We start from the raw sequence: 16,107 nt of genomic DNA on the forward strand, positions 1-16,107 counted from the left end.
TCGTGGTCAAACTTAGGCAAGGCTAATCTAAACTCCCTGTAATCAGGCAAGCCTAACCTTAGGAGATGACATGTCGGGACCGGTTCTGCCGCGCAGGGGATTTCTGGCGTCCGCCGCGGGCCTCGCGGCAGCCCTGACACTGGCGGCGTGCGGCGGCGAGCCGGCCACCGGCGGGTCCGCCCCCGCCGCCACCACGTCGGGCGCCGTCCAAGGCTGGACGTTCACCGACGACCGCGGCAAGAAGGTCGAGCAGCCCAGGACCCCGTCCAGGATCGTCGCCCAGGTCGGCGCCGCCGCCGCCCTGTGGGACTTCGGCGTGCGCCCCATCGCCGTCTTCGGCCCGCACAAGCTCAAGGACGGCTCCAAGGACCCGCAGGTCGGCAACGTCGACATCACCAAGGTCCAGGGCCTCGGCAACGTGTGGGACGAGTTCAACGTGGAGCAGTACATCGCGCTCCAGCCCGACCTCCTGGTCAGCAGCATGTACGTCAAGGGCACCCTCTGGTACGTGCCCGAGAAGTCGAAGGACACCATCGAGCAGGTCGCCCCGACCGCGGGCATCATGCTGACCGGCCGCAGCGCCACCCAGGTGATCGGCAAGTACGAGGAGCTGGCCAGGTCACTCGGCGCCGGCATGCAAGGCGTGCCCGAGGCCAAGGCCCGCATGGAGGCCGCCACCAAGGAGCTCGCCCAGTTCAAGGACCTCAAGATCCTCATGATGTCCGGCGGCCCCGACGCGATGTGGGTGGTCAATCCGCCGGAGTACCCGGACATCGTGCACCTGATGGACGCGGGCCTCGACGTCGTCAAGCCCGCGAAGGTGGACGAGGGCGGCTTCTTCCAGACGCTGAGCTGGGAGAACGCCGACGAGTACGACGCCGACGTGATCCTCTACGACACCCGCACCCAGTCGCTCAAGCCCGAGGAGATGATGAAGAAGCCCACCTTCGCCAAGCTCCCCGCGGTCAGGGCCGGCCAGCTCTACCCGTGGAACGCCGAGGCGCCCTACAGCTACCAGGGCTACGCGGCCTTCCTCGAAGGGCTGGTGGCCAATCTCAAGAAGGCTAAAGAGCTCCCCTGACCTCGACGATCTCGGCGAGGGGGAACTCCAGGTAGTCGCCCGCCTCCTCGCACCACGCGTCCAGCGCGGCGCCCTTGAGCTCGCCGTGGCTGATCGTGGCGGTCAGCCCGTCGGTGAGCGTGATGCCGGCGCGCACGCCCCGGTCGACCACGAACCCGAGCAGCGACTGCTGGGCCGTCGGCAGCCTGGTCGCCATCCTGCCGATGATCGCCCAGGTGCGGCCGTTCCTGCCGTCCTCGGTCCGGCCGGCGGAGACCAGGCGGCGGGCATGCTCGTACGGGTCGGGCGTCGGCTCGGCGAGCATGTAGGGCACCTCCAGCTCCGCGAGGCCGGGGAACTCCGACAGCTCGGCCACCTGGCCACCCGGCAGCAGGATCAGCTTGCCGTTCGGCGGCTCCTCGGGCCTGGCCCGGTGGATGGTGATCTGGCCGGTGTCGGCGACGGGCACGGGGGAGTAGCCGACCTCGCGCAGCGCGGCCAGCGTGCGGTCGGCCGGCGCGGCGCTGACCAGCACCGTGGGCGCGAGCAGCCGCAGCCCCAGCCGGCCCAGCCGCCGGTGCGCGGCGATCTCGGCCAGCAGCGCGGGGTCGCCGGCCTGGACGACGCATCCGACGGTGGTGACGGTGACCTCGCCGTGCCTGCGCGCGGTGTCGCGGACGAGGTATTCGAGCGGCTGCGGGATCGTGCCGACCGCGGCCAGCTCGTCGAGCAGGGCGTCGGCGTCGTAGCCGTGGTCGAGCGCGCGGCGCACGCTCTCGGTCGTGAACCGCCACACCGAGGCCGCGCCCCGCGACTCGCGGTCGGCGGCCCGGTCGAGCAGCGCCGCCAGCTCCGCCGACGGCGGCCCGGTCACGACCGCGGTCAGGTCGGGGCCGAACAGCGCGCTCCTGCGCACGCTGGCCAGCGCCCTGGTGGCGGCCTCGGCCAGCACGGGGTCGTGCTCGACCATGGGCACGGCGTCGTCGTTCTCGTCGCCCGGCCCGGCGGTGAGCCCGGCCAGCGCCCGGCCGAGGTCGGTGATCGCGTTGTTGGCCAGCAGGCCCAGCAGCGTGGCCTCGTCGAGCACGGCGGGGGCGGCGGCCAGCAGCAGCTCCAGGTCGAGCAGCGGCGCGTGCCAGTGGACGTTGGCCACGAGGCTGTCGCGGTCGGCGAAGGCCGTGCCCGCGGGCAGGCCGGACAGGACGGGCAGCACGGCCCGGCGGATCCTGGCGATCGCGCTGCCCGAGGGGTCGTCGCCGAGCACGGTGCCGTACTTGCCGTCGACCTTGCGCAGCGACGAGCGCTCCATGCGCCACCAGGCCGCCAGCAGCACCCGCAGCCGCGCCGAGCCCTCGTCGAGCCGCCACCGGTCGAAGCGCTCGGTGGGGATCATGCCGCCCGACTGCTCGTCCCAGGCCAGCAGCCGGGCCACCGCGCAGACCTCCAGGAGCAGCCGCGTCTCGTCCTCGTCGCAGCCGGTCTCCTTGGCCACCCTGCGCACCTCGCGCACGCCCACGCCGCCGGTCTTGAGCAGCGGCAGCGGCGTCTTGGCGGTGTTGTCGAGCAGGGCGGCGCACCGCTCGACCACGTGCGGCGCGGCCAGCGTCATCAGGTGGTCGACCTCCTCGGGGTCGACCGGGATCGTGGCCACCTCGGGCGCCTCGGGCCGGAAGGGCGGGTGGTAGCCGGGGCCGCGCAGGCAGATCGCCACCTCGCGGGGGATCTCCGCGACGTGCCAGCTCGGGCGGAAGAGCAGGCCGTGGTCGGCGCACCACTTCTCCGGCGTGCCGGGAGTCACGAACCGGCCGCCGTCGACGTTGAGCGCCGGGCCCTGCCAGGCGAACCGGTCGAGCAGCGGGATCGTGCCGTCGGGAGCGCCGCGCAGCAGCGCGTTGACGCGCTCGCGGTCGGTGAGCGCCTCGGTGACGCGGGCGATGACGCGGCGCTTGTGGCCGTGGGAGGACAGGCCGAGGTTGCGGGCCAGGGCGTGCAGCGCGTCGCTGCCGATCGACCAGGAGTTGAGGTAGTGGTCGAGCGGCTCGCCCAGGCTCAGCGGGGCGGACCACCAGCGGGCGACGCCCTCCGCGAGGTGGATGACGCCGTCGTCGCCCGGCCAGGCCAGCGCGTGGTCGTAGAGGTGCTCCAGCCAGGGGGTCACCTCTTCGACCGGCGCGTCCACGAAGCCGGCCAGCCGCTCGGCCGTGGGACGGGTCATGGCCAGGGCGGCCTCCGCGAGCTGCAGGCAGGGCAGCGGCAGGGCCCGCAGGGTCTCCATCACGGCGAAGCCGTTGCTCAGCCGCTGGGCCAGGGTGTCGAGCCGCCGTGGCCAGGGAGCGGCGATGGCGTCGGGCCTGTTGGCCAGGACGCGGCCCAGCCTGTCTTCGTTCAGTTTTCGCAGCCAGCCGAGCAGGTGATCTTCCATCTGTGAGCAACTCTCATGGGGTCGCACGCGGGGACTCACCGTGAGCCATGAGCATCCACGGTAATGCAGATCACCCCCGGTCAGGAGAGGACTGCCCAGACGATCTTTCCGTGAGGTGCAAGTGCGGACCAGCCCCAGCGGAGGCTGAGTGATTCGACGATGTGGAGTCCGAGGCCGCCGGTGTCAAGGGGGCCAGGGTATCGCAGCACCGGCACCGAGGAGCCGGGATCGGTGAATGCGCCGGTCACGAGGGGTCCCCGGCGGACGAGGGACATGTGGACGGGGCGCTGGCAGTGGGGCTCGTCCAGGTGCAGGCCGTGACGTAGCGCGTTGGTGGCGAGCTCGGAGACCACCAGCTCCATGTTCTCGATCAGCTCGGCGAGACCCCACCCCGACAGCGCGCCGGCGGTGAAGCTGCGGGCCGAGTGGACCGAGGCGGGGCTGGGCGGGAGCACGAACGTGGCGCTCGCGGACGGGCCGGGGACCAGCAGATCGCGGGCCGCCTCCGGCCACCAGCCGACCGGAGGCCACCAATCGAACGTGGTCCACTGGCCGGGCGCCGTGGTGGATTGCACGTGATCATTCTGCGACAAACTCTCGTGCAGGTGCAAGAGCGAATGCACGTGCAGACAACCCGTGCAAGCGCTACGGTTGCCCTCAAATGGTCAATATGGGGGAAAGGGGATCTTGTCCGCGGCCCATGATCTTTCGGCCGTGAAGTGACAGACTGTACGTGCATACCCCGCAACGTACGGTGGGTCGGCGACCGCAGCCCACCGTGAGTGCAGACTCCGCTACTTGTGGCGGTCCGCCGGCCGCGGCCCATCACAGGTGCATACTCCGCTACTTGCGGTGGACCGCCGACCGCGGCCCATCGCGTCGCAAGGAAACGAACAAGGAGCAGCACGTGTCCATTGATCCGCCCGGTTCTGCTTCGACCGTACGGCGCATCATGCTGGGGGCGAGCCTCAGGCGCCTGCGTGAGGCCTGCGGGCTCGACCGTGGACAGGCCGGGTTCCACATCCGGGCGTCCGAGTCCAAGATCAGCCGGATGGAGCTCGGACGGGTCGGTTTCAAGACACGTGACGTGGAAGACCTGCTCACCCTGTACGGCGTCGTCGACGATGCCGAGCGCCGTGCCCTGCTGGAGATGGTTCGCGAGGCCAACACCCCTGGGTGGTGGCACAAGTACTCGGCCGAGCTGCCTTCCTGGTTCACCACCTACGTGGGCCTGGAGGAGGCCGCCGAGATGATCCGCACCTACGAGGTGCAGTTCGTGCCTGGTTTGTTGCAGACTGCCTCGTATGCGCGATCGGTATTCCAGCTTGGCAACCCCGGTCTGAGTCCGGACAAAATCGAACGCCGCGTGCATATGCGCATGCAGCGTCAGGAGCGCTTCACCCAGAAGGACGGACCCCGTCTGTGGGCCGTCATCGACGAGGCGGCGCTCAAGAGGACCATCGGCGGGCGGGAGGTCATGGCGGAGCAGCTCCAGCATCTGCTGGAAGTGGCTGCCCTTCCCAACATCACCATTCAGGTGATGCCCTTCAGGTTCGGCAAGCACGCCGCTGAAGGGGGCGCGTTCAGCATCTTGCGGTTTCCCGAGTCCGACTTGTCGGACGTTGTCTACGTCGAGCAGCTCTGGGGTGCCCTGTACCTGGACAAACGCGAGGACATCGACCCGTACCTCACGGCCATGGAGCAGTTGTGCGTGGAGAGCACCACGCCAGGGGGCACCGTCGAGCTCATCGGCGGTCTTCTCAGAAAGATGTAGATGAACCAGACCTACAACGGCATGCCCGCGGCGAACCTGACGCAGGTCGCCTGGCGCAAGAGCCGCTACAGCAACTCGCAGGGCAACTGCGTGGAGCTCGCCGAGCTCCCTGACGGCGGGATCGCGGTCCGCAACTCGCGCTTCCCCGACGGCCCTGCCCTCATCTATACCCGCGACGAGATCCGGGCCCTGGTGCTCGGGGTTAAGGACGGAGAGTTCGACGGCCTGCTCGTTTAACAGCCTTGTAACCTCCGGCGCGCCCGCTTAACGGGGGTGCGCCGGAGGCTTAACAGCCCGGCCTTCTGTTGCCGAGAGGATCAGGGTCATGCTCGACCAGATGACCCTGTATCCGATCGCCGACGACGTGCTGTTCGCACCCGGCGGCAAGGTCGTGATCCGCACGTATGGCGTGGCGCCCGCCACCGCGGGGGCCTCCGTCTCCTACCGGACCTGGGTGACCGGCATCCGCGACCAGCCGCGGTACTGGCACTGGGGCCACTTCGAGGACGCCGCCTCCGGGCACCGCAGGGTCCTGGAGTGGCTCACGGGGCGGGGGCCGCAGCCTTCCCAAGCGCTGACCTGATCGCTATCCTCATGCCAAGCAACCGCTTGGTAGAGGAGGCGTGGTGCGGCGCGCGATCCACCTGATCGAGGAGGTCGACTTCCGGCCGATGAACTCCAGGCGGCCCCTGGAGTACCTCACCTGGCTGACCCGCTACAAGCGCGAGGACGAGAGCCGCGCCGCGCCCTCGCTCACCTCCGGCATGTCCATCAGGTCCCGCGAGATCGACCTGGTGGGCGCCTTCTACGCCGTCGGCATCACCGGCCATCCGCAGTTCAAGGCCGTCACGCTGTGGGACTGCCACGGCGGCTGGGACGGCGGCTGGCGGCAGATGATGGAGATCTACCAGGGCGTCGACGAACGGCTCTTCCTGTCCGACATCGACGACCTGCGCTTCTCCGCCTTCTCCCGGCCCCTCGGCGCCGTGCCCGGCTGCCCGCCGCTGGCCGGGGCGCCCGCCGCCGAGCTCTACCTCTTCGAGAACGCCCGGGTACGCCCGGGAGCCGCCCTCGACTACCTGCACGCGGTCCGCACCGAACGGGCGCCGCTGCTCGCCGAGCACGGCCACACCCTGGTCGGGCTGTACGAGGTGCTGTTCTGCGACACCGAGGCCGTCACCGTCTGGGCCGTCTCCCTCGACGACCACCTGGCCACCCAGCGCGCCCGCGACGCCGCCCTGGGCCTCGACGACGAGGTCGCGCCCGATTCCCGGCTTCTGGACTGGGGCAAACGGGCCCGCGACTATCTGGAAGGCCCCTGGCGTGAGACGCTGCTGGCACCGTTCCCCGGTTGCCGCCTGGCGCCGGAGGTCCCGCCGGGTTAGCGTCGGCTGCGGAGGTGGCCATGACGGACTCCTACCTCTCCAACGGGCCCTACAACGGGCCCTACCACGGACAGGGCCCCGACGAGCACGTCGCCGCGTGTCCCGACTGCCGCGCCGCCATCGCGCTGCTCGACCATCCCGACCCGGCCGCGGAGCCGCCGCCCACGCTGCGCGAGGCGGTGCTGTCCAGGGCGCGCCGCCGCCGCAGCCCGGCCGTGCTGGGCGTGTCGTCCGTGGCGGTCCCGTACGCCGAGCAGGTCGCGCTCATGGACGACCTGCTGGGCGAGCTGAGCGGGCCCCAGTGGGAGGCCCCGATCGCCAGGCACGGCACGGTCAGGGGGCTGATGGAACACCTGGCGGCCAACGACGCCACCGTGGCCCGTTTCATGGGCGTGCGCGGCATGACCGGCCTGCCCGTGCACCGGCGCTGGCGCGAGCAGGCCGGCAGCCTCCTCGAACGGGTCTCCGCCGGCAGCGAGGTGCTGCTCGGCGTCGAGGTCGCGCTGGCGGGGGCCCGGCCGGCCCGCGCGCCGCTGCGCCAGGCCCTGATCCAGCGCACGTTCGAGACGTGGACGCACGCCGACGACATCAGGGCCGCCACCGACCGCTCCCAGGAGCCGCCGCGTCCCGAGCACGTGCACATGATCGCCGAGTTCGGGCTGGCGCTGCTGCCGCGGGCGATGCGGGAGCCGCGCCGCGACGTCTCGGCCACCGTCGTGCTGACCGGGCCGGGCGGCGGCACCTGGACGATCCCGCTGTCGTCCACCTCCGGCCACGTCGCCGTGCTGGTGTCGGCCGGCGCGGTGGACTTCTGCCGGCTGCTGGCCAACCGATGGCCGCCCGGCTCCTTCCCGTACGCCGCCGAGGGCGACTCCGCCCTCGCCCGCGACATGATCAGCGCCGCCGCCACGCTGGGGTGCGATTGATGAGCGATTTCGAGCTGTGTACGCGCTTGACGGCCGGTGACCTCGACGCGCTGGCCGACGCCTACGACCGGCACGGATCGTACGTGTACGGGGTCGCGGTCAAGGTCACCGGCAGCCGGGCGCACGCCGAGGAGATCACCCAGAACGTGTTCACGGCCCTGTGGGAGCAGCCGCTCTCCTACGACCCCGCGCTGGGGTCGCTGCGCGGCTGGCTGGTCAGCCGGGCCATGCACGAGTCGGCCGTGCGCTCGAAGGTCGGCTGACCCCGTCAGCCGATGGGGGCGTTCCAGGTCAGGAGCACGGGCTCGGCGTGCTCGTAGCCGAGCCGCGAGTACGTGCCCGTGTCCAGCTTCAGCAGCCTGCCCTCCTCGGGCCCGAGGCCCAGCCAGCGGGCGGCCAGCACGCGCAGGAAGTGCCCGTGCGCCACCAGCGCCACCCGCCCCCCGGCCTGCCCGGCCCGCTCGATCACCCGGTCGGCGCGGGCGGCGACCTGTTCGGCGCTCTCCCCGGGGTGCTCGGCGTCGCCGGGGATCACGCCGTCCCGCCACAGGTACCAGCCGGGGTGGCTCTCGCGGATCTTCGGCGTGGTGATCCCCTCGTAGCCGCCGTAGTCCCACTCCCACAGGTCCGGGTCCACCTCGTAGCCGTTCAGGCCGGCCAGCTCCGCCGTACGCCGGGCGCGCTGGGCGGGGGAGACCAGCACCAGGTCGAACGACTGCCCCTTGACCAGCGGCGCCAGCGCCCTGGCCTGGTCCTCGCCGTGCTCCGTCAAAGGCAGGTCCGTACGTCCGGTGTGCTGACCCGCCTTGCTCCATTCGGTCTCACCGTGCCGGAGCAGCAGCATCTCTTCCATGGAGTCCATCATCCGGTATGCCCGATTCCGGCCCGGCGTCAGGTGGCGAGCTCCTCGACGACGGGGGCGAAGGCGTCCAGGTCACGCTCGTGATGCACCACGAAATACGAAATATCATGCTCGTCCCGCCAGTAGCGGAGCTTGTCGATGATGTCGGCGCGGGTCCCGAGCAGGACCTGCGGCGTCCCGCCGAGCGACGAGCTGTCGGCCGCGCTCCACGCCTCCTCCGCCTTCCGCTCGCCCACCTGCACCACGCTCGTCCCCAGCTCCAGCGCGTCGTAGCGCTCGCCCGCGGCCTCGCGCACGATCTCGAGCTTCCTCAGGAACGCCGCCGGCCCGCCGTCCCGGTCGTCGGGCCCGCTCCCGTCCGGCCGGACCCGCATCCCGAGGTTCACGATGTCCGCCTCTTCGGCCGCCAGCCGCAGCATGCGCGGCCCGCCCCCGCCGAGCGCGATCGGCGGGCGCGGTCTGCGTACGGGCTTGGGCCGCTGGTCGAGGCCGTCGATGCGGTAGTGCTTGCCCTGGAAGCTGAACGGCCCCTCCGCCCAGAGCCCCTTGAGCACGGCCACGGCCTCCCGCAGCCGCTCCACCCGCACCCCCGGCGGCTCCAGCGCCAGCCCGGCCCCCTCGTAGTCGCGCGCCATCCACCCGGTCCCGATCCCGACCTCCAGCCGCCCGCCGGACAGCAGGTCGAGCGTGGCCGCCTCCTTGGCCAGCACGGCCGGATGCCGGAAGTCGTTGGCGAACACCAGCGTGCCGACCCGCAGCCTGGTGGTGGCGCAGGCGGCCGCCGTCAGCGCGGCGATGGGCGCGAACCTGGGGCCGACGAGATGGTCGGGCACGAGGAGCACGTCGTACCCCTGCGCTTCGAGCCGCCGTGCCTTCTCCGCCCAGGCCGCGCCCGACCCGGCCTCCCGCACCACCGCCCCGAACCTGAACCGCCGCACGATGCCTCCCACTGTCTTGAGCAAGCGCTTGGGCGACACTGTACGCGCGAAACGGCCGGGCGGGTCAGCGAGCGGGAAGGGCGAGCGCGATGCCGGTGGCGGCGGCGGTGAAGACGAGCCAGGCCACGCCGCCCGCCGCGGCCGGGAGCCCGGCGAACCAGGGCATCGGGATGAGGAGCGGCGCCACGATCATGGCGATGGCCGCCCACTTCGGCGCGGCGCTGCGGAGCGCGGCGACCCCCAGCAGCACGAACCCCAGCAGGCTCAGGAAGAACGTGAACCCGAGGATCGAGGTCGGCGTCCCCTCGCTCAACTCCGTGACGAGCCGGTTCGTGGTGGGCACGTCGAGCCCGGCCTTGGCCGCCGCGTAGATGGTGTCGTCGGAGGTCAGGCCGTACGGCAGGGCCAGGCAGAAGGCCAGGATCATGCCCACCAGCCCCAGGACGGGCCGCCCCGACCGGGCCACCTTGCTCACCGCGAAGATCGCGGGGATGAGGGTGGCGGCGCCGAGGGCGCCGACCCAGCTCCACAGCGCGTACGCGCCGAGGTTGGCGACGATGGCGCGGATGTACGGCTCGCCCTCGGCCGTGGCGTCGAACGGCGCGAGCAGGAGCGACAGGGCGACGGTGAGCGGCGAGATCGCGGCGCAGGCGATCATCGCGTTCCGGGTGAAGCCGGCGGTGGAGGGGGCTGTCTCAACTGTGGTCATGCCCCGAGGGTGAGCCCGCGGGCCGGGGGCGTGCATGAGTAAGGGCTACTCAAATCACGGGTTTACCAAGCGCTTGCTTAGGTGCCAGACTGGGGGCATGGAGATCCCGGTGCGCCAGGTGACCGACGACGAGGCGGCGTTCTTCGGCGAGCACGGCTGGGTGCGGCTCGGCCGGCTGATCGACCCGGGCACCGCGGCGGCCCTGCGCGAGCGCGCCACCGGTTTCCTGAACGGCCGGTCCAGGAGCCACGAGACGCTGGTCGACGAGGCGTTCGGGCAGTCCAGGGACATCGCGGCGAGCGACGAGATGTTCGGCGCGCTGACGGCGAGCCCCCAGATGGGGCGCAACGCCGTACGGCTGCTGCGCGGCGTCCGGGCCGTGCGCGTGCAGGTCACCAACCTCCTGGTCAAGGAGGCAGGGGAGCACGGCGCGACGGAGTTCCACCAGGACTTCCCGTGGATGCCGATGGACCGCTCGGCCATGCTGACCGTCTGGCTGGCCCTCGCCGACGTGCCCGCCGACATGGGGTCGCTGCGCTTCTACGACCGCTCCCACCGGTACGGGCTGCTCGGCCGGAGCTTCACCCGGCCGGGGGACGACCAGCTCACCCAGCACCCGTGGCTCAAGGAGCTGGAGCTGTCGCCGCCGCTCGACCTCAAGGCGGGCGACGCCACCGTGCACCACGCCCTGACCGTGCACGGCGCGCCCGCCAACCGCCGCGACAGCCCGCGCCTGTCGTTCACCGTGACGTACTTCGACGCCGACGCCCTCTACACCGGCCTGCCCTACCGGCAGACCGACGGGCTCGGGCTCGAGGTCAACCGGCCGTTCGAGCACGAGAGGTTCCCCGTCGTGAGCCTCGGAGGCCAGGATGCCTGAGACCGTGCGGGGGCCGGTGGCGGAGCTGGGCGCGACGCTCATGCACGAGCACGTCTTCGGCCTGAGCCCCGAGATCCTCTGGAGCTGGCCGGACATCCCCGAGGGATGGGACCTCGAGACGCGGGCGCGCGAGGCGGCGGGCAAGCTCGACGCGCTCAAGGCCGAGGGCATCGACACGATCGTGGACCTGACCGTGGTGGGGCTCGGCAGGTACGTCCCCGCCGTCCAGCGCGTGGCCGAGCTGACGGACGTGAACATCGTGGTCGCCACCGGCCTGTACACCTACGACGCGCTGCCGCCGTACTTCGCCAACCGGGGCCCGGGATCGCTGTTCGGGGGGCCGGACCGGCTGGCCGAGTTCTTCGTACGGGACGTCGTCGAGGGGATCGGCCGGACCGGCGTCAAGGCGGGCATGCTCAAGTGCGCCTCCGACCACCTGGGGATGACCAAGGGCTGCGAGCGGGTGTTCCGGGCGGTCGCGCAGGCGCACCTGGAGACCGGCACGCCGATCACCACGCACTCCCACAGCGCCTCCAGGGGCGGCCTCGAACAGCAGCGCCTCCTGGGCGAGCTGGGCGTGGACCTGGGCAAGGTGGTCATCGGGCACGCCGGCGACTCCACCGACGTGGCCTACCTGGAGGAGCTGATCGCCAACGGCTCCTACCTCGGCATGGACCGCTTCGGCATCGAGACGATCAGCCCGTTCGAGGACCGCGTGGGGATCGTGGTGAAGATGTGCGAGCGCGGACACGCCGGAAAAATGGTCTTAAGTCACGACTCGTACTGCTTCAACGACCGCTTCGACGCCGACGTCGTACGGCGGCGCCACCCCAACTACCACCTCCTCCACGTCCCCCGCGACGTCGTGCCCGAGCTCCGCAAGAGGGGCGTCACGGACGACCAGGTCCACCAGATGCTCGTCGACAACCCGCGGAGGATCTTCGCATGATCGAGGACTTCGACGTCACCTCCGACTGGCACGTCGCCGCCCCGTACGACTTCCTGCGCAGGCTGCGCCGGGAGCGGCCGGTCTTCCGCAGCGAGCACCTGGGCGCGTACGTCCTGACCCGCTACGCCGACGTGCGCGCGGCCTACGGCGACCCGCGGCGCTTCTCCTCCGAGGGCTCGCTCACGATCTCCCGCAGCCTCACCCGCGAGACCAGGGAGAAGCTGGGCGAGCACGGCTCGTTCCTGTCCAGCTTCGTGGCGAACGTGGACCCGCCCGACCACACCCGCCTGCGGCGATCGGTGTCGAAGGCGTTCACGCCGCGCGCCGTGGCGGCCATGGAGCAGCAGTTCCGGCGGCTCAACGAGGACCTGCTCGACCGCCTGGAGCCGCGCGGGAGCGCCGACTTCGTCGGCGAGATCGGCCACGAGCCGTCGATCAAGCTGACCGCCCGCTTCATCGGCGTGCCCGAGGCCGACGAGGCGTTCGTGCAGGCGCACGTCAAGGACTGGTTCCAGCTCTTCCTGTCGCCGCAGCCGCCGGAGCGCCAGCTCGAACTCGCCGACAGCTTCCTGACCTACCTCGACTACGTGGACCGCCTGGTCGCCTCCCGGGCCAAGGACCCGCAGGACGACTTCACGTCCCTGATGACCTCCCTGATCGGCGCGGAGCTGACCCATCGCGAGGTCGTCGAGCTGATCTCCACGATCCTGCTCGGCGGCAACGACACCGTCCCCAACCAGCTCGGCAACACCGTCCTGCGCCTGCTGCGGGAGGGCGCCTGGCCGGTGCCGCCCGAGCTGGTCGCGAACGCCGCCGAGGAGTGCATGCGCATCGACGGCGCGTCGCTGGGCTCGTTCCGCTACGCCGTGACCGACATCCCCCTGCACGGGGTGACGATCCCGGCGGGCGCCCTCGTCCTGCTCTCCACCGACTCCGCCGCCCACGACGAGAGCGTCTTCCCCGAGCCGGAGCGCTTCCTGATCGACCGGCCGAACGCCGCCGAGCACCTGGTCTTCGGCTACGGCATCCACTTCTGCGTCGGCGCCGCGCTCGGCCGCCTGCAGCTGCGCACCGCGCTCGACGTGCTCGGCCGCCGCCTGCCCGGCCTGCGGCTCGTCCCCGGCGCCCCGGTCGCCCACCGCAGGTCGATCGTCGGCCGCGGCCTGACGTCCCTGGCGGTGGAGTGGTGAGCGGCGGCCCCTCAGACCGCTCCTCAGGCCGGTTCGACGGGCGGGTCGCGATGGTGACGGGCGCGGGTTCGGGCATCGGCGCGGCCTGCGCCGCGCGCCTGGCCGCCGAGGGCGCCTGCGTCGGCGTCCTGGACCTGCGGGCGGCAGGGGCGAAGTCCACCGCGGCCGCCATCCGCGCCCGCGGCGGCACGGCCATGGCCCTGACCTGCGACGTCTCCGACGAGAAGCAGGTGGAGGAGGCGGTCGCGGCCCTGGTGGCGTCGTTCCGCCGGGTGGACGTCCTGCACTCCAACGCCGCCGCGCTCGACGCCGCCGTCTACGGCCGCGACCGCGATCTCGGCTCCCTCGACGTCGGGGTCTGGGACCGCACGATGGAGGTCAACCTGCGCGGCGCCATGCTCATGGTCAAGCACACGGTGCCCGCCATGCCGGACGGCGGCGCCATCGTCCTCATGTCGTCGGTGTCCGCCCTGGTCGGGGACGAGGTCCACGCCGCGTACGGGGCCTCCAAGGCGGCCCTGATCGGCTTCACGCGGTACGTGGCCACGATGTACGGCTCCCGCGGCGTGCGCTGCAACGCGGTCGCCCCCGCCCTCGTCCTCACCCAGGCCGCCCAGCGGGCCCTGAGCCAGGGGCAGCTCGCCGACAAGGCCGCCGAACGGCTCCTGCCGTGGCCGTGCACCCCCGACGACGTCGCCAACCTGGTGTGCTTCCTCGCCTCCGACGAGGCCCGCTGCATCACCGGCCAGACCCTGACCATCGACTCCGGCACCCTGGCCCACCGCCCGCAGCACGCCGTCCAGCGCTGGCGCGACCTGAACGACAGCGCCCCCTGACGAGCCCCCTGACGAGCCCACAGACGGGCTCACCGACGCCGATGGGCGGGCGCCGCGCGGGGCACCCGCCCATCGAGCCACCGGACGTCCTGCCGGTGATATGGGAAGATCCTCCCCGTAAGCGCGGTGAGCAGGGGAGGTTTCATGGAGCCGGTAGCTGTGGGGCTGGTCGGAGCGGGGCCGTGGGCGCGGATGGCGCACGCGCCGATGCTCGCCAAGGGACCGCACACGCGGCTGGCCGGGGTATGGGCCCGGCGTCCCGAGGCCGCGGCGCAGCTCGGCGCCCCCGTCCACGAGCGGATCGAGGAGCTGTTCGACGCCTGCGAGGCGGTCGCGTTCTGCGTCCCGCCCGCCGTTCAGGCCGAGCTCGCCGTCCGGGCCGCCCGCGCGGGCAAGGCGCTGCTGCTGGAGAAGCCCCTCGCGGACACGCTGGACGGCGCGCGGCGCCTGGCCGAGGCCGTCGCGGAGGCGGGCGTGGCGTCCCAGCTGGTGCTCACCCTGCGCTACGCCGTCCAGACCCGCACCTTCCTCGCCCGGTGCGCGGAGATCCAGCCGTTCGGCGGCCACGCCGCGAACATCTCCGGCACCCTCCTCGGCGACCACCCCTTCGCCACCCCCTGGCGGCTGGAGCGCGGCGCGCTGCTCGACGTCGGCCCGCACGTGATCGACCTGCTGAGCGCCGCGCTCGGCCCGGTGACCGGCGTGCGCGCGCGAGGCAACCCGCTCGGCTGGATCGGACTGCTGCTCGAGCACGAGGGCGGCGCGGTCTCCGAGGCGTCGCTCTGCATGACCGCCGTCGGCGACCTGCCTCCCCAGACGTTCGCCGTCTACGGCCGCACCGGCAGCGCCGTGCTCCCGCACTTCGACGACGACCCCCTGGACACCATCGCCGAGGAGTTCGCCGCAACCGTGCGGAACGGCGGTGGCCACCCTCTCGACGCCGCCCACGGGCTCAGGCTCCAGGAGATCATCGCCGAGGCGGAGTCCCAACTGACCCCTTGACGGCGCGGGCATCCGGGGGATTGATAGCGTTTGTCTGATGCGCAGGGTCGCAGCGAAGTCCGGTGCGAATCCGGCGCTGTCCCGCAACTGTCATAGCCAGGTCGCCTGCCTCTGCGCTGACGTCATCAACCCTCGTGGAAAAGGGTGATCCGTCGCTCAAACGCGGGTCTCTCGGTTCCGACAGTGAAAGGACTACTCGTGAGGCCCCGACGTACGGCCCTCGCGGGCGCGCTGCTGGGAACGTTGATCCTGGCCGGATGCGGCCAGACCGGCACCACAGCCACCCCGTCCGCCGCCCCCAGCGCTCCCACTGCTCCCACCGCTTCCTCCGCCCCCGCCTCCTCGGCGGACTTCCCCGTCACCGTCGAGGCGGGCAACGGCAAGGTCACCCTCGCCAAGAAGCCCGAGCGGATCGTCTCCCTCTCGGCCACCCACACCGAGACGCTCTTCGCCATCGGCGCGGGCCCCCAGGTCGTCGCCGTGGACGACCAGTCGAACTACCCGTCCGAGGCCCCCAAGACCGACCTGTCCGGCTTCAAGCCGAACGTCGAGGCCATCGTCGCCCAGAAGCCCGACCTGGTCATCGTCTCCAACGACATCGACCAGATCGTCGCCGAGCTGGGCAAGGTGAACGTGCCCGTCCTGCTCGAACCCGCCGCCACCAAGCTCGACGAGGCGTACGAGGAGATCGCCGAGATCGGCGCCGCCACCGGCAACAAGGCCAAGGCCGACGAGGTCGTCTCCGGCATGAAGACGGCCATGGACAAACTGGCCGCCGAGGCGCCCAAGGACAAGAAGCTCACGTACTACCACGAGCTCGACCAGACGCCGTACGCGGCGACGTCCCAGACGTTCATCGGCCAGGTCTACGGCCTGTTCGGGCTCACCAACATCGCGGACAAGGCGCCCGACCAGGCGGCCGGCTATCCCAAGCTGTCGGCCGAGTTCGTGGCCCAGGCCGACCCCGACATGATCTTCCTCGGCGACGTCAAGTGCTGCGGGCAGAGCAAGGACACCCTGGCCAAGCGGCCGGGCTGGAAGGGCCTGTCGGCCATCAAGAACGACCAGGTGATCCAGCTCGACGACGACCTGGCCTCCCGCTGGGGGCCGCGCGTCGTCCAGCTCGCCGAGTCCATCGGCGCCGCGGTCGCCAAGGCCGGGGCCAAGAGCTGAC

18 protein-coding genes are annotated in these 16,107 nt (G+C 71.6%); 13 read left to right on the top strand and 5 right to left on the bottom strand.

Annotated elements, in window-relative coordinates; genetic code table 11:
* Positions 1 to 70 precede the first annotated feature (70 nt).
* Complete coding sequence (locus HD596_RS30505) at positions 71 to 1,081, top strand: ABC transporter substrate-binding protein (RefSeq protein WP_185072713.1); 1,011 nt, start codon at positions 71 to 73, stop codon at positions 1,079 to 1,081.
* Here HD596_RS30505 and HD596_RS30510 read toward each other — a convergent pair.
* Together HD596_RS30510 and HD596_RS30515 are read right to left on the bottom strand one after the other, a co-directional pair.
* Positions 1,065 to 3,482 carry a helicase-associated domain-containing protein gene (locus HD596_RS30510; protein WP_185072714.1) on the bottom strand — a complete coding sequence of 806 codons (2,418 nt, stop codon included), beginning with the start codon at positions 3,480 to 3,482 and terminating at the stop codon, positions 1,065 to 1,067. The genes HD596_RS30505 and HD596_RS30510 overlap by 17 nt on opposite strands.
* An 80-nt stretch (positions 3,483 to 3,562) precedes the next feature.
* On the bottom strand, positions 3,563 to 4,057 hold the full coding sequence (locus tag HD596_RS30515) for an ATP-binding protein (protein WP_185072715.1): 495 nt from the start codon (positions 4,055 to 4,057) through the stop codon (positions 3,563 to 3,565).
* Positions 4,058 to 4,389: 332 nt separating this feature from the next.
* Here HD596_RS30515 and HD596_RS30520 point away from each other — a divergent pair, with 332 nt between their 5' ends.
* The 6 genes from HD596_RS30520 (at position 4,390) to HD596_RS30545 (ending at position 7,830) form a co-directional block, all read left to right on the top strand.
* On the top strand, positions 4,390 to 5,256 hold the full coding sequence (locus HD596_RS30520; protein WP_512699276.1) for a Sco1979 family transcriptional regulator: 867 nt from the start codon (positions 4,390 to 4,392) through the stop codon (positions 5,254 to 5,256).
* The gene (locus HD596_RS30525; RefSeq protein ID WP_185072716.1) at positions 5,257 to 5,493 is read left to right on the top strand and encodes a DUF397 domain-containing protein; all 237 of its coding nucleotides are present in this window, start codon (positions 5,257 to 5,259) and stop codon (positions 5,491 to 5,493) included.
* A gap of 88 nt (positions 5,494 to 5,581) precedes the next feature.
* The gene (locus HD596_RS30530; RefSeq protein ID WP_185072717.1) at positions 5,582 to 5,839 is read left to right on the top strand and encodes a hypothetical protein; all 258 of its coding nucleotides are present in this window, start codon (positions 5,582 to 5,584) and stop codon (positions 5,837 to 5,839) included.
* 43 nt (positions 5,840 to 5,882) lie between these two features.
* On the top strand, positions 5,883 to 6,641 hold the full coding sequence (locus tag HD596_RS30535; protein WP_185072718.1) for a hypothetical protein: 759 nt from the start codon (positions 5,883 to 5,885) through the stop codon (positions 6,639 to 6,641).
* A 20-nt stretch (positions 6,642 to 6,661) separates the two neighbouring features.
* On the top strand, positions 6,662 to 7,567 hold the full coding sequence (locus tag HD596_RS30540; protein ID WP_185072719.1) for a maleylpyruvate isomerase family mycothiol-dependent enzyme: 906 nt from the start codon (positions 6,662 to 6,664) through the stop codon (positions 7,565 to 7,567).
* Positions 7,567 to 7,830, top strand: a complete 264-nt coding sequence (locus HD596_RS30545) for a sigma factor (RefSeq protein WP_185072720.1) — start codon at positions 7,567 to 7,569, stop codon at positions 7,828 to 7,830. Before HD596_RS30540 ends, HD596_RS30545 begins: the two co-directional genes overlap by 1 nt.
* 5 nt (positions 7,831 to 7,835) lie before the next feature.
* On the opposite strand, the gene HD596_RS30550 is transcribed toward HD596_RS30545, so the two are convergent.
* The 3 genes from HD596_RS30550 to HD596_RS30560 are packed head-to-tail and all read right to left on the bottom strand — an operon-like array spanning position 7,836 to position 10,076.
* The gene (locus HD596_RS30550) at positions 7,836 to 8,420 is read right to left on the bottom strand and encodes a histidine phosphatase family protein (protein WP_185072721.1); all 585 of its coding nucleotides are present in this window, start codon (positions 8,418 to 8,420) and stop codon (positions 7,836 to 7,838) included.
* Between the two features lie 38 nt (positions 8,421 to 8,458).
* Complete coding sequence (locus tag HD596_RS30555) at positions 8,459 to 9,391, bottom strand: TIGR03621 family F420-dependent LLM class oxidoreductase (protein ID WP_221519591.1); 933 nt, start codon at positions 9,389 to 9,391, stop codon at positions 8,459 to 8,461.
* Between the two features lie 40 nt (positions 9,392 to 9,431).
* Positions 9,432 to 10,076 carry a hypothetical protein gene (locus tag HD596_RS30560; RefSeq protein ID WP_185072722.1) on the bottom strand — a complete coding sequence of 215 codons (645 nt, stop codon included), beginning with the start codon at positions 10,074 to 10,076 and terminating at the stop codon, positions 9,432 to 9,434.
* A gap of 97 nt (positions 10,077 to 10,173) precedes the next feature.
* Here HD596_RS30560 and HD596_RS30565 point away from each other — a divergent pair, with 97 nt between their 5' ends.
* The 6 genes from HD596_RS30565 to HD596_RS30590 all read left to right on the top strand — a co-directional run bounded on the left by HD596_RS30565 (position 10,174) and on the right by HD596_RS30590 (position 16,106).
* Positions 10,174 to 10,956 (top strand): phytanoyl-CoA dioxygenase family protein, encoded by a 783-nt coding sequence (locus tag HD596_RS30565; RefSeq protein WP_185072723.1) that lies wholly within the window; start codon positions 10,174 to 10,176, stop codon positions 10,954 to 10,956.
* The gene (locus HD596_RS30570; protein ID WP_185072724.1) at positions 10,949 to 11,905 is read left to right on the top strand and encodes a phosphotriesterase family protein; all 957 of its coding nucleotides are present in this window, start codon (positions 10,949 to 10,951) and stop codon (positions 11,903 to 11,905) included. Before HD596_RS30565 ends, HD596_RS30570 begins: the two co-directional genes overlap by 8 nt.
* Entirely contained in the window at positions 11,902 to 13,095 is a 1,194-nt protein-coding gene (locus HD596_RS30575; RefSeq protein ID WP_185072725.1) for a cytochrome P450, read from the top strand. The genes HD596_RS30570 and HD596_RS30575 overlap by 4 nt, the downstream gene beginning before the upstream one ends.
* On the top strand, positions 13,092 to 13,931 hold the full coding sequence (locus HD596_RS30580) for an SDR family NAD(P)-dependent oxidoreductase (RefSeq protein WP_185072726.1): 840 nt from the start codon (positions 13,092 to 13,094) through the stop codon (positions 13,929 to 13,931). Before HD596_RS30575 ends, HD596_RS30580 begins: the two co-directional genes overlap by 4 nt.
* 144 nt (positions 13,932 to 14,075) lie before the next feature.
* Positions 14,076 to 14,933, top strand: a complete 858-nt coding sequence (locus tag HD596_RS30585; protein ID WP_185072727.1) for a Gfo/Idh/MocA family protein — start codon at positions 14,076 to 14,078, stop codon at positions 14,931 to 14,933.
* A gap of 198 nt (positions 14,934 to 15,131) precedes the next feature.
* Positions 15,132 to 16,106, top strand: coding sequence for an ABC transporter substrate-binding protein (locus HD596_RS30590; RefSeq protein WP_185072728.1), 975 nt, complete (start codon positions 15,132 to 15,134; stop codon positions 16,104 to 16,106).
* Position 16,107 lies beyond the last annotated feature (1 nt).

Source organism: Nonomuraea jabiensis, assembly GCF_014204795.1.
Classification (GTDB): Bacteria; Actinomycetota; Actinomycetes; order Streptosporangiales; family Streptosporangiaceae; genus Nonomuraea; species Nonomuraea jabiensis.